The organism is Marininema mesophilum, from assembly GCF_900106775.1.
In the GTDB taxonomy this organism is placed as follows: domain Bacteria; phylum Bacillota; class Bacilli; order Thermoactinomycetales; family DSM-45169; genus Marininema; species Marininema mesophilum.
In genome coordinates, this window is the sequence record NZ_FNNQ01000003.1 from 87740 (window position 1) to 100440 (window position 12701).

The following is a 12701-nucleotide window of genomic DNA, read 5'->3' on the forward strand; positions in this document are numbered from 1 at the left end:
ATTGATAGAGGGGGAATTTTTGTTGGAACATGTACGGCAGACGGATCCAGAAGTCGCAGCGGCTATCAGCCAGGAGTTGGGCCGGCAACGAGGTAAAATCGAACTGATTGCATCGGAAAATTTTGTCAGCCGTGCAGTGTTGGAAGCCTTAGGTACCGTGCTGACCAACAAGTACGCTGAAGGATACCCTGCAAAGCGGTACTATGGTGGTTGTGAGTTTGTGGATGAGGTGGAGGATTTAGCTCGAGATCGTGCTAAAGAACTTTTTGGTGCGGAGCATGCGAACGTTCAGCCACACTCGGGTGCCCAGGCAAATATGGCGGTCTATTTTGCAGTGTTAGAGCCAGGGGACACCGTGTTAGGGATGGATTTGTCGCACGGCGGTCACCTTACCCATGGTAGCCCGGTAAACTTCTCAGGTAAATTGTACAACTTCGTAAGTTATGGTGTGGATGAAACTTCCCATCGCATCGATTTCGACAAGGTACGGGAATTGGCGAAAGAGCACCAGCCGAAGATGATCGTAGCGGGTGCTAGTGCCTATCCACGCACCATCGACTTTGAACAGATGAAGGCGATTGCTGATGAAGTAGGCGCCATGCTCATGGTTGATATGGCTCATATCGCAGGGCTCGCTGCCACAGGGAATCACCCAAATCCTGTTCCCTATGCGGACTTTGTGACAACCACCACCCATAAAACGCTGCGCGGCCCTCGTGGAGGGATGATTCTCTGTAAAGAGAAGTATGCAAAAGCGATAGATAAGACTATCTTTCCAGGAATCCAAGGCGGTCCTTTGATGCATGTGATCGCCGCAAAAGCGGTCGCCTTCAAAGAAGCGCTCGGGGAAGGGTTTAAAACCTATTCCAAACTGATTGTGGATAATGCCCGTTACTTGTCAGAAGCGCTCATCGAACGGGGTTTCAGCATCATTTCAGGAGGAACGGATAATCACTTGATCCTGATCGATGTGAGGAATACAGGCCTTACAGGGAAAACAGCTGAGCATCTCCTTGATGAAGCGGGAATCACCGTCAACAAAAACGCTATTCCATTTGATCCAGAGAGTCCTTTTGTTACCAGCGGAATTCGCATCGGTACGCCGGCTGTGACCACTCGTCATATGAATAAGAGTGCGATGACAGAGATCGCTGATATCATGGCGCAAGTGTTGAAAAACCCTGAGAATGATCAAGCTCAACAAGAGGCTCGTCAACGGGTAGCTGAGCTAACAGCGAAATTCCCTTTATATGCTGATATGGATATATAAATCGAGCAAGATAAGGAAGCACACCCTCGTAGGGTTTCTGCGCTGGGGTGCTTCCTTTCGAGTGAATGGAATGGATGGCGATTGGAGGCGGCCTTATTGAGTAATGTATATGTATTTGATCACCCCCTCATCCAGCATAAGCTTACCTATATTCGGGATGAAAACACGGGTACCAAGGAGTTCCGTGAATTGGTGGATGAGGTGGCGGCCTTGATGGCTTATGAGATCACTCGGGATATGCCACTGAAAGATGTGACGGTAGAGACCCCTGTGATGGAGGCTTCATGTAAGATTTTATCAGGAAAGAAGCTAGGTCTTGTCCCGATCCTACGAGCAGGCCTCGGTATGGTTGATGGAATCCTCCGTCTGATTCCCGCGGCGAAGGTGGGACACATCGGGTTATATCGTGATCCGGAAACCCTGCAAGCGATCCAGTATTACGCGAAAATGCCTTCAGACATTGGTGAACGCGAGTTGATTGTCATCGATCCGATGTTGGCAACGGGAGGATCTGCCTCAGAAGCGATACGCATGATCAAAAATATGGGTGCAAAAAACATCCGTATGATGTGTTTGATTGCTGCTCCAGAAGGGATTGAACGACTACAAGAGGATCATCCCGATGTGGATATCTATGTTGCTGCTGTGGATGAAAAGCTAGATGAGAAGAGTTATATCGTCCCAGGCTTAGGAGATGCGGGAGACCGTCTCTTTGGCACCAAGTAAATTTTGAATAACCTTCTTCTTTTTCGGTAAAGAATTACTGAGAAGAGAGGTTTTTTCTTTTATGTAAAGGGTTTTTTAGCATGTCGCATTTAGCAGGAGATTTGGATCGATCCATGTTTCTCTGGAAAATGTGACAATGTGTTCATAATACTGCGCCGGGAAAGCGTTGACATGGCGTTGAACCCTTCGGTAGTATTATACAGGGAACCCTTATGGGCTAAAGGACTTTATACAGTGAAGACGCTCCAAATAATCAGAACATCTCCCATTCTAAGTAGAGAGTGGTGTCTGATGTGAAGAAAAATGGTGACGATCCCTGGAAGATGGTGGCGGTTCTCGGAGCCCTTGGCATTGAGGTAGTCATTCTCACACTTGCAGGTGCTTGGGTGGGAAAAACACTAGACGCACACTTTGATTCAAAGCCGATTTTCATGGCCGTTGGTGTACTCGGCGGGCTAGTGATCAGCTTCGTTGGTGCGGCTCTCACCATCCGGTCCTTTTTGAAATAGAGGAGCGCCGTTCTGCCCCAGAAGGTCCCGACAGTGTTCCGCCCCGTTTGGCTGTTAGTAGAGAAGTGCCCTCTTTTCTGTTAGAATACCCTGGGATGCAAGGGACATGACAAAGGATGATTAGCCATGGAAGCATTGGATCTCAGGCGACGCCGCATGATAACTCTCTCAATAATTCCTCTTTTTATTTTTTTGCTTCTATGGATTATTACACCTTATCGACCCTTTTTTGCCGGATTAGCCTTGGGTGCAGGCATCAGTTTGTGTAATATTCTCTATCTGGCTAGACGGATTCGCATCATCGGCGAAGTGGCGGCAGCAGGTTCTCAGCCTCGGTCGGGAACGGGACTTCTCACCCGAATCCTGTTGGTGGTCTTCGGCGTAGGCCTCACTTTCCGCTACCCAGAATGGTTCGACTATCGTTCGTTCCTGCTCGGTTTGCCGATGTGTTATGTGCTCCTGATCATTGTGGAATATTGGAGCAAAGGCAAGGAAAGATTATCCAATAGAAAGGGGTGAGCAAAGTAAATGGAAGCAACACCGAAGGTGGAGTTTCTTGGTCTCACCTTTGATCTGACGGTGATCTTCGCTTCTCTCTTGACAGCAGCGATCGTTCTTGTGATTACGATCCTGGGTACTCGAGGACGAGCGATGCGACCAGGCAAGTTTCAAAACTTTGTCGAGATGATCCTGGAGTTTATTCGTGGGGTCAACAACATGAGCTTTAACACCAAAAGGGCAGAACGTTATCTAAGTTTCTCCTTGACGCTCTTCTTGTACATCTTCATCGCTAACCAATTGGGTGTTCTGCTTATGATTTCAGCAGATGTGCATCATCCCATTCCTGCGTTAGGTCTTACAGAAGAGGCCTTGTCATCTGTTGAAAGTAAAGTAGCTCTATTTAAATCACCGACAGCAGATATCAATGTGGCGATTGCTCTTGCGTTTGCAATTACAATTTATGCCCATATCATGGGTGTGCGCAAAAGCCCGAAGGGTTACTTTACGCACTATGTAAAGCCTTATTTTTGGATGCTACCCCTGCACTTGATTGATGAGGTGGCTAAGCCAGTAACGCATGCAATGCGTCTCTGGGCAAATATCTTTGCTGGGGAAGTACTCATTGTGATCCTACTCAGTTTTGGCGCACCGTTAATCACTGGGGCACCCTTATTAGTCTGGATCGGATTTTCTCTTTTTGTTGGAACAATCCAAGCGTATATCTTTACTGTACTCGCGACGGTGTATATCTCGCAGAAGACTTCTGACGAACATTAAGCTCGATATGGGCCGCTGTTTTGAAAAGAGATGGGTTTATAAAAAAGGAGGATGTAACAAATGGAATTAGGAGTTCTCGCAGGTGGAATTATGATTGGTCTTGCTGCTTTGGCTGCAGGTATTGGTAACGGTCTTTTATTCAGCCGCTATTTGGAAGGTATCACTCGTCAACCAGAAGCGCAGAGCAAATTGTTTAGTCAAGCTATGATTACCCTCGGTCTCGTAGAAGCGCTGCCGATTATCTCTATTGCTTTTGGGATCTTGGTGCTATTCGGTATTGTTCCACCGAAGTAACCAGAAGCGAACGCCTATAGGCGGGGAAGTGAGGTTCCCCGCCTTTGCTTGCTGTGATAGTAAGCACCACGTCGAGCAACGGGATCGAAGGGAGTGAACTCTGTTGTTAAAAATAGAATTGGGCAATATTATTGCTCAACTCGTGATTGTAATCGTCCTGATGCTACTCGTTTCCAAATTTGCGTTGAAACCGATGCTCAACACAATGAGAGCACGACAGGATCATATCGATGAACAGATTTCTTCAGCTGAAAACAACCGCAAAGAAGCGGAGAAATTGTTAGCCGAACAGCGTGAGGCACTTGAAGTTGCTCGTGTTGAAGCAAAGGAGATCATTGAGCGCTCTAAGGTTCAAAAGGACCGTGAAGCTGCTGAAATCATCCGTGAGGCAGAAGATCGTGCTAGCCGGATGGTGAAGGATGCCTCCTTGGAAATCAACCGGGAAAAAGAGAAAGCCCTTGCTGAACTACGTGATGAGGTGGGTCGTCTCTCTATCTTGCTCGCTTCCAAAGTGATGGAAGAGGAGATGGATGAGAGCCAGCAAGCCAAGCTGGTGGACCGTTACCTTGAACGGGTAGGCGAATTACAATGAGCCAATCCATCGTTGCAAAACGGTATGCAAAAGCATTGTTTCAAATTGCCTTAGAGAAGAATCGTCTCGATGAAGTGGAGCAGGAGTGGCAAGGTGTTGTTGAAGCGCTAGGTCACCATCCAGAACTAGCTGGTTGGCTCGCTCATCCCCGTGTGGCAGCGGAGGAGAAAAAAGCTCTCTTAGGCAAATTGTTTGCTAACCATTCGGACTTGACTCAAAACCTACTCTTCTTGCTCATTGAGCGTCGTCGTGAAGACGTGATTGAAGCGGTAGGGGCAGAGTATAAGAAGTTGGCTAACGAAAGTAAGGGAGTAGCTGAGGCAGAAGTAATCACTGCCCGTGCTCTAACGGAAGAAGAAGAAAAAGAATTAATCGCCGTATTCCAAAAACAGATTGGAAAGACACTGGTTGTAAAAAACCGTGTGGATTCAGATCTGTTGGGCGGTGTGACTGTAAAGATTGGCGATCGTCTCTATGACGGTAGCCTTGCCGGCAAATTGGAGCGGTTTAGAAAGCAATTAACCAGCTCCCGCGCAGGCTAACTCGGATCGGAAGAATAGGGGTGAAACCATGAGCATCAAACCTGAAGAGATCAGCTCGCTGATTAAACAGCAGATCGAACAGTTTCAAGGGGACATCGAAGTTGTTGATACGGGTACCGTTATTCAGATCGGTGATGGGATTGCTCGTGTCCATGGACTTACGAATGTTATGGCTGGTGAGCTCTTGGAGTTCAACAGTGGCGTCATGGGTGTGGCGCAAAACTTGGAAGAGGCCCACGTTGGTGTGATCATCCTTGGTCCATACTCGGACATTCGTGAAGGAGACCCGGTAAAACGGACAGGCCGCATCATGGAGGTGCCTGTAGGTGAAGCACTCCTTGGTCGCGTTGTTAATCCACTTGGTCAGCCAATTGATGGCAAAGGTCCAGTGGAAACATCGCAGTACCGCCCGATGGAATCCCCTGCTCCTGGCGTTATGGATCGGAAATCCGTTCATGAGCCACTGCAAACCGGGATTAAAGCGATTGACTCCCTCATCCCAATCGGCCGTGGCCAGCGGGAATTGATTATTGGTGACCGTCAAACCGGTAAGACTACCGTTGCTGTAGACACGATCATCAACCAAAAAGATCAGGATATGATCTGTATCTACGTTGCGATTGGTCAGAAACAATCTACTGTAGTTGGTGTGGTAGAAAAACTGCGCAAAGCTGGTGCGATGGACTACACCATCGTCGTATCCGCTAGTGCATCTGAGCCTTCTCCGCTTCTCTACCTGGCACCATATGCAGGTTGTTCAATGGGGGAGCACTTCATGTACCAAGGCAAGCACGTGCTTGTCGTATACGATGACCTGTCCAAACAGGCCGCCGCATACCGTGAGCTTTCCCTCTTGCTCCGTCGTCCACCGGGCCGTGAAGCGTTCCCAGGGGATGTATTCTACCTGCACTCCCGGCTCCTTGAGCGTGCAGCGAAACTCTCCGATGAAAAAGGTGGCGGTTCCTTGACCGCACTACCCTTTATTGAAACCCAAGCGGGAGACATCTCCGCTTATATTCCGACCAACGTGATCTCCATCACCGACGGTCAGATCTTCCTTGAAACAGACCTCTTCCACTCCGGTGTACGTCCGGCTGTAAACGTTGGTACCTCTGTATCCCGGGTGGGTGGTGATGCCCAGGTCAAGGCGATGAAAAAAGTAGCAGGACCTCTAAAAGGCGAACTTGCTCAGTTCCGTGACTTGCAAGCATTTGCTCAATTTGGCTCTGATCTGGATAAATCAACCCAAGCCAAATTGGCTCGCGGGGAGCGTCTTGTTGAGATCATGAAGCAGGGTGAAAGTGCTCCGCTAGCGGTAGAAAAGCAGATCGTATCGATCTATTCAGCTACCCGTGGTCATTTGGACGATATCGCTGTGGAGGATGTTCGTCGCTTTGAAGCTGAGCTTCTTTCCTTCGTCGATGCTGAAAAATCGGATCTTCTGCGCAAAATCCGTGAGGAAAAAGCACTTACAGAAGAGATCGAAACAGGCATCAAGGCTGCGATTGCGGACTTCAAGAAGGGCTTTGCTCCTTCTATCTGACGGCCTAGCCGTCTCCCACTGAACACGGGTCGGCATAACCGACGGAGGAAAGGCGGTGAACAACTATGGCAGAAAACATGCGGGATATTAAGCGGCGGATCAGCTCCACACAGAACATGAAGCAGATTACCAAAGCGATGAAGTTGGTTGCCGCTGCTAAACTGCGTAGAGCTCAAGAGCAAGCGCAGGCATCCCGGCCTTACACCGATAAGATGCGGGAAGTGATCGCATCCGTCGCCGCCGGTGCAAAGGGGATCCAACATCCGATGTTGGTCTCCCGTCCGGTGAAGAAAACGGGGTACCTGGTGATTTCATCCGACCGGGGTCTAGCCGGTGGGTTTAACGCCAACTTGCTACGTTCTTTGACGAAAACCATTAAGGAACGGCATCAGAGCTCCGAAGAGTACGGGATCTTTGCGGTCGGTCGCAAGGGTCGCGATTTCTTAAAACGGCGGGACTATCCGATTATTGCTGAGGTTACGGGTATCTCTGACTCCCCTCAGTACGCGGATATCAAGTCCATCGCAAAACAAGCTGTTCAAATGTTCGCCGAGGGTGCTTTTGATGAACTCTATCTCGTCTATAACGAATTCATCAACCCGGTAACCCAGCGCCCTGTTCAAAATTGTCTCCTTCCTTTAGCAGAGGTGGAGACAGAGGATGACGCAGGTATCCAAGCACTATACGAATACGAGCCATCCCCAGAAGAAGTACTGGAAGCGATTCTGCCCCGCTATGCAGAAACCCTCGTATACAGTGCACTGTTGGAGTCCAAGGCTAGCGAATTCGGTGCGCGGATGACAGCGATGAGCAGTGCAAGCGACAACGCTACGGAGATGATTGCTAAATACACGCTTGAATACAACCGAGCGCGTCAAGCGGCGATCACTCAGGAATTGGCGGAAATCGTTGGTGGAGCGAATGCATTAAGCTAAACTTTCCGTTTGGATAAATAAAGGTTGCTGAGAAGAAAATCTTCGCCTCAACGCTAAAGATTTATTAATCAGTTCTGTGCCTGGCATGGAACTTAAATATCTGCTGGTGGTATTGTGCTAGTGGACTTTAAGGAGGGAAACGGATGAACATCGGACGCGTCAGCCAGGTAATGGGCCCCGTCGTCGACATCGAATTCGATCGTGGTCAATTGCCGGATACCAATAACGCGATTACCATTAAACAAAAAGCGAAATCCGAAAACGAATCGGATATCAACCTGACTGTGGAAGCAGCCCTCCACTTGGGGGACAACATGGTACGTTGTATTGCCATGTCTTCCACCGACGGTTTGGTCCGTGGAACGGAAGCCGTTGATACAGGAAAAGCAATTACGATTCCAGTAGGTCGTTCTACTTTGGGCCGAGTTTTCAACGTATTGGGTGATCCCATCGATAAGAAGGGCGATGTAACTTCGGAGACCAACTACTCCATCCATCGTCCTGCTCCAAGCTACGAGAACCTCTCTACTCAAGAAGAGATCCTGGAAACCGGAATTAAGGTTGTTGACCTCCTAGCTCCTTATGCTAAGGGTGGTAAAATCGGCCTCTTCGGTGGAGCGGGTGTAGGTAAAACCGTTCTCATTCAGGAATTGATCCACAACATCGCACAAGAGCACGGCGGTCTTTCCGTATTTGCTGGTGTAGGTGAGCGGACTCGTGAAGGGAACGACCTCTACCACGAAATGAGCGATTCTGGTGTTATTGAAAAGACCACCATGGTCTTCGGTCAGATGAACGAGCCACCAGGTGCCCGGATGCGTGTAGCATTGACTGGGTTAACCATGGCGGAGTATTTCCGTGATGAAGAAGGGCAAGACGTGCTCTTCTTCGTAGATAACATCTTCCGCTTCACCCAAGCGGGTGGGGAAGTGTCCGCGCTTCTTGGCCGGATGCCTTCCGCGGTAGGTTATCAGCCGACTCTGGCAACGGAGATGGGTCAGCTCCAGGAGCGGATCACCTCTACCAACAAGGGATCTGTAACCTCCATCCAGGCGATTTACGTACCTGCGGATGACTACACTGATCCAGCTCCGGCAACCGCCTTTGCTCACTTGGATGCAACCACCAACTTGGAGCGTTCCTTGGCAGCAAAAGCGATCTTCCCAGCTGTGGATCCATTGGCATCGACCTCTCGGATCCTCTCCCCAGCCGTTGTAGGGCAAGAGCACTATGACGTCGCTCGTGGAGTACAGCAAATCCTGCAACGCTACAAAGAGTTGCAAGATATCATCGCCATCCTCGGGATGGATGAACTATCTGAAGAGGATAAGCAGAGCGTTGCACGCGCTCGTCGCATCGAGAAGTTCCTCTCCCAGCCGATGAACGTGGCTGAACAGTTCACCGGTCAACCTGGTAAATACGTTCCCGTTAAAGAAACGGTACGTAGCTTCAAAGAAATCCTGGACGGTCAACATGATGACCTCCCTGAAGACGCCTTCTACATGGTTGGTAGCATCGACGAAGTAGTAGAAAAGGCGAAGCAGCTCGCTTGAGGCTAGGAGCTGAAAGGAGAGAGTGTCCATGAGTACCACGCAATTGGACATCGTGACACCCGAGAAGAAAGTATACTCGGATCAGGTAGACATGGTGACCGCCCGGGCAGCTGAAGGGGATATCGGGATCCTTGCGAACCATGCCCCCTTTATCAGTCCTCTTCAAGTGACAGCTGTCAAAGTGAAGAAAGATGGTCAGGACTTCCTCATCGCCATTACCGATGGATTTATGGAAGTACACGACAACAAGGTCACCATCCTCGCCGAGACGGCAGAACTACCCTCCGAGATCGACGTGGATCGAGCCATTGCTGCTAAAGAGCGCGCGGAAGCGCGTCTCGCTGGCAAGAAACAAGAAGACCTGGATTTCGAACGGGCCCAACTTTCTCTGCAACGGGCCGCTGTTCGAATCACCGTCGGACAGAGTCGTTAAATCTCTATTGTAAGGGACTTGGCAATAAAAATGTGAGACAGACCTACAAGCTAACACTTGTAGGTCTGTCTCTTTGTTTATACAAGATATTTTAGTTAGTAAACAGATTTATAAGGTGTGAAATAAAGGTGCAAATCCCGGTATGAAAATTCCAAACATATTGCAAACGCAATCATTACCTGAAAAATCATTATCAGGTAGATATACCCCTCGTTTTGGTAAAGTGGTTGTATGGTGGATAATTTGATATAATCAGAACTAGACGAAAAAAGTAGTACCAAAGACAATAGTCTCCCTGTAAAAGGACTAGTATGGAGACTACTACTCTGACACCCTGCCCCCTATGGGGAGGGTGAGATGGTGTGCATCTAGAGGATGGAGGGGTACGATGACGTATACCGCAAGTTATCTGGCGGTGGCTGTGTTTTTCCTCCTGGGTCTGGCCTTACCGGTGGTGGCGTTGACGGCGGGGCGTTTTTTGCGTCCACATAAGCCTTCAACGGAGAAGTCGATTACCTATGAAAGTGGGGTCGATCCTACCGGGGATAGCTGGGTACAGTTTAATGTACGTTACTATCTTTTTGCGCTACTCTTTGTTGTCTTTGATGTAGAGACGGTTTTTCTTTACCCCTGGGCAGTAGTCTATGATGATCTGAGAGCAGAGATGGGGTTATTTGTCCTTGGGGAGATGCTGATCTTTGTGATGTTTCTGGTGATTGGTCTGGCATATGCCTGGAAGAAGAAGGTGCTAGAATGGACCTAAAACTGGAGGGGATCTCCCCTGAACTAGAAGCAGAATTAAAACGAAATGTGTTTACAACTACCCTGGATCAAGTGAAAGCCTGGGCCCGAAGCAATTCCCTCTGGCCGATGACCTTTGGTCTTGCTTGTTGTGCGATTGAGATGATGGGGACAGGCGCGGCTCACTATGATTTGGATCGATTTGGCTCCTTTTTTCGCGCTTCTCCGCGTCAGTCTGATGTGATGATTGTGGCAGGAACTGTGACGAAAAAAATGGGGCCTTTGCTTCGTCGCCTCTATGATCAGATGCCAGAGCCTAAGTGGGTGATTGCGATGGGCTCCTGTGCAACAGCGGGAGGCCCCTATGTAAAATCCTACGCAGTGATTAAAGGGGTAGACCAGATTGTCCCAGTGGATGTGTATATCCCAGGGTGTCCACCGAATCCTGCGGCGTTGATTTACGGGATTAATAAATTGCAGGAGAAAATTCGTTATGAGGCGCGTACAGGACAAGGGGTGACTCAGCAGTGACGAATGAAGCAGAGAAACCATCGGAAAAAGAATCAAAATCATCTGTGGATAAAGAAGAGTCCCAAGCCACAGAGCCTTCGATGAAAAAGAAATTGGACTCCACAGCGAGTTCTGATGTTAAGAAAAAAGCGGCTACCGCGGCAAAGGAGGCGGCTTCCTCCAAAGTAAAAGCAGGGGCAGCTCGGAAACGACCGGTTGCAAAGGCGGTGCCCGCCGAACCGCTAGAACCCTCTCCCAAACAACCCTTGTTAGACGAATTTGTTCGTCGGTTAAAGGAAGGGCTAGGAGAGGACGTCGTCATAGAAGCTTTTATCAATCGATTAAATAGCCATTTGCCAACTCTGATTGTTCCAGTGGCAACCTGGTTAGAAGTGGCTTTCTTTCTCCGAGATGAAAAGGATTTTACCTTTGATTATGTGCAAAATCTCTCAGGTGTGGACTATGAGACTCATATGGAAGTGGTACTTCACCTTCATTCCATGGAGAAGCGGCACAACGTGTGTGTTCGGGTAAAGACCGAGCGAGAGTCACCAAAAGTACCCTCTGTAGTGGGGGTTTGGCCAGCGGTTGATTGGCACGAGCGGGAAACCTACGATCTCTTGGGTATCTATTTTTCAGATCACCCCAACCTGAGCCGTATCCTAATGCCTGATGATTGGGTAGGGCATCCCTTACGCAAGGATTATCAACCGTATGATCAGGAGATTTGAAGGGTTAAAAAGTTATACACATCCTGTGAACAGGGGAGGTGGGTGTCACTTTGCAAGCCATGACCTTCATCGGACCGGTGATCCTGTTGGGTATTGTGCTTGGTTTTGTCACGATAGCAATTCTCTTTGAACGGAAAGTGATTGGATGGATGCAGGGACGCCATGGTCCCAATCGAGTAGGGCCATGGGGAGTTTTGCAATCGGTTGCAGATGTTTTAAAGTTGCTCCTTAAGGAGGATATCATTCCTCATCAGGCAGATCGGTCACTTTTTAAATGGGCACCGGTGATCGCCTTTATACCAGCCTTTGCGGTTCTTGCGGTTATTCCCTATACGTCCTCGTTGTTTTTTGCGGATATCGGGGTGGGGTTGCTGTACTATATCGCGGTTTCTAGCATTACAACAATTGGCGTTCTTGCAGGGGGATGGGCCTCTAATAACAAATACGCCCTCCTTGGGGCAATGCGTTCAGCCGCTCAGATGATCAGTTATGAGATTCCCTTGGTTATGGCTGTGATCGGAGTGGTTATGAGTGTGGGCTCTCTCAATTTGATTAGGATTGTAGAGGCGCAAAAGGATTTGTGGTTTATCCTTCCTCAGTTTATCGGTTTTGTGGTCTTCTTTATCTCTTCACTGGCTGAGTTAAACCGGACTCCCTTTGATTTACCTGAAGCGGAGTCGGAGTTAGTAGCTGGTTATCATGTAGAGTATACGGGTTTTCGCTTTGCCTTCTTTATGCTGACAGAGTATGTCTATGTATTTGCCATGGCAGGGCTGACGACGGTGCTCTTTTTAGGGGGCTGGAATCCGCTTTTTGGGATGGATTTTATTCCGCCAATTATCTGGTTTGCTCTCAAGTTCTCACTGATTGTCTTCGCCCTCTTTTGGATTCGGGCGACACTTCCCAGGATTCGCATTGATCAACTGATGCAACTGGGGTGGAAAGTACTGCTTCCTCTTGCTTTAGCCAACATTTTTCTTTCGGCGATCTTAAAAGAGATCCCCTGGATCAATCAGTTTTATTAAGTGCAAAGGGAGAATGACT

General features: G+C 48.8%; 16 protein-coding genes. All 16 read left to right on the forward strand.

Features of this window, described 5'->3' with window-relative positions; translation table 11 throughout:
• Positions 1-22 precede the first annotated feature (22 nt).
• Positions 23-1270: a serine hydroxymethyltransferase gene (locus tag BLV90_RS03935; RefSeq protein ID WP_091736516.1), complete on the forward strand. Its 1248-nt coding sequence runs from the start codon at positions 23-25 to the stop codon at positions 1268-1270.
• A gap of 96 nt (positions 1271-1366) precedes the next feature.
• Positions 1367-1996: a uracil phosphoribosyltransferase gene (gene upp / locus BLV90_RS03940; RefSeq protein ID WP_091736519.1), complete on the forward strand. Its 630-nt coding sequence runs from the start codon at positions 1367-1369 to the stop codon at positions 1994-1996.
• Positions 1997-2289: 293 nt separating this feature from the next.
• Entirely contained in the window at positions 2290-2505 is a 216-nt protein-coding gene (locus BLV90_RS03945; RefSeq protein ID WP_091736522.1) for an AtpZ/AtpI family protein, read from the forward strand.
• A gap of 126 nt (positions 2506-2631) precedes the next feature.
• Positions 2632-3024 carry an ATP synthase subunit I gene (locus tag BLV90_RS03950; protein ID WP_091736525.1) on the forward strand — a complete coding sequence of 131 codons (393 nt, stop codon included), beginning with the start codon at positions 2632-2634 and terminating at the stop codon, positions 3022-3024.
• A 9-nt stretch (positions 3025-3033) separates the two neighbouring features.
• A complete protein-coding gene (atpB, locus tag BLV90_RS03955; RefSeq protein WP_091736528.1) occupies positions 3034-3783 on the forward strand; it encodes a F0F1 ATP synthase subunit A in 750 nt (249 codons plus the stop codon).
• 60 nt (positions 3784-3843) lie between these two features.
• Positions 3844-4077, forward strand: coding sequence for a F0F1 ATP synthase subunit C (gene atpE, locus BLV90_RS03960; protein ID WP_091736531.1), 234 nt, complete (start codon positions 3844-3846; stop codon positions 4075-4077).
• A 103-nt stretch (positions 4078-4180) separates the two neighbouring features.
• Positions 4181-4669 (forward strand): F0F1 ATP synthase subunit B, encoded by a 489-nt coding sequence (gene atpF, locus BLV90_RS03965; RefSeq protein ID WP_245726244.1) that lies wholly within the window; start codon positions 4181-4183, stop codon positions 4667-4669.
• Entirely contained in the window at positions 4666-5211 is a 546-nt protein-coding gene (locus BLV90_RS03970; protein ID WP_091736534.1) for a F0F1 ATP synthase subunit delta, read from the forward strand. Before atpF ends, BLV90_RS03970 begins: the two co-directional genes overlap by 4 nt.
• A gap of 28 nt (positions 5212-5239) precedes the next feature.
• Positions 5240-6754 (forward strand): F0F1 ATP synthase subunit alpha, encoded by a 1515-nt coding sequence (gene atpA, locus BLV90_RS03975; protein WP_091736538.1) that lies wholly within the window; start codon positions 5240-5242, stop codon positions 6752-6754.
• A 65-nt stretch (positions 6755-6819) separates the two neighbouring features.
• On the forward strand, positions 6820-7689 hold the full coding sequence (gene atpG / locus BLV90_RS03980) for an ATP synthase F1 subunit gamma (RefSeq protein WP_091736541.1): 870 nt from the start codon (positions 6820-6822) through the stop codon (positions 7687-7689).
• 143 nt (positions 7690-7832) lie between these two features.
• Complete coding sequence (gene atpD / locus BLV90_RS03985; RefSeq protein ID WP_091736543.1) at positions 7833-9242, forward strand: F0F1 ATP synthase subunit beta; 1410 nt, start codon at positions 7833-7835, stop codon at positions 9240-9242.
• Between the two features lie 28 nt (positions 9243-9270).
• Positions 9271-9675: a F0F1 ATP synthase subunit epsilon gene (locus tag BLV90_RS03990; protein ID WP_091736546.1), complete on the forward strand. Its 405-nt coding sequence runs from the start codon at positions 9271-9273 to the stop codon at positions 9673-9675.
• Between the two features lie 388 nt (positions 9676-10063).
• Complete coding sequence (locus BLV90_RS03995) at positions 10064-10438, forward strand: NADH-quinone oxidoreductase subunit A (RefSeq protein ID WP_091736549.1); 375 nt, start codon at positions 10064-10066, stop codon at positions 10436-10438.
• The gene (locus BLV90_RS04000) at positions 10429-10947 is read left to right on the forward strand and encodes a NuoB/complex I 20 kDa subunit family protein (RefSeq protein WP_091736552.1); all 519 of its coding nucleotides are present in this window, start codon (positions 10429-10431) and stop codon (positions 10945-10947) included. The genes BLV90_RS03995 and BLV90_RS04000 overlap by 10 nt, the downstream gene beginning before the upstream one ends.
• Positions 10944-11657 (forward strand): NADH-quinone oxidoreductase subunit C, encoded by a 714-nt coding sequence (locus tag BLV90_RS04005; RefSeq protein ID WP_245726245.1) that lies wholly within the window; start codon positions 10944-10946, stop codon positions 11655-11657. Before BLV90_RS04000 ends, BLV90_RS04005 begins: the two co-directional genes overlap by 4 nt.
• A 59-nt stretch (positions 11658-11716) precedes the next feature.
• A complete protein-coding gene (gene nuoH / locus BLV90_RS04010) occupies positions 11717-12682 on the forward strand; it encodes an NADH-quinone oxidoreductase subunit NuoH (protein WP_091737018.1) in 966 nt (321 codons plus the stop codon).
• Positions 12683-12701: the final 19 nt, after the last annotated feature.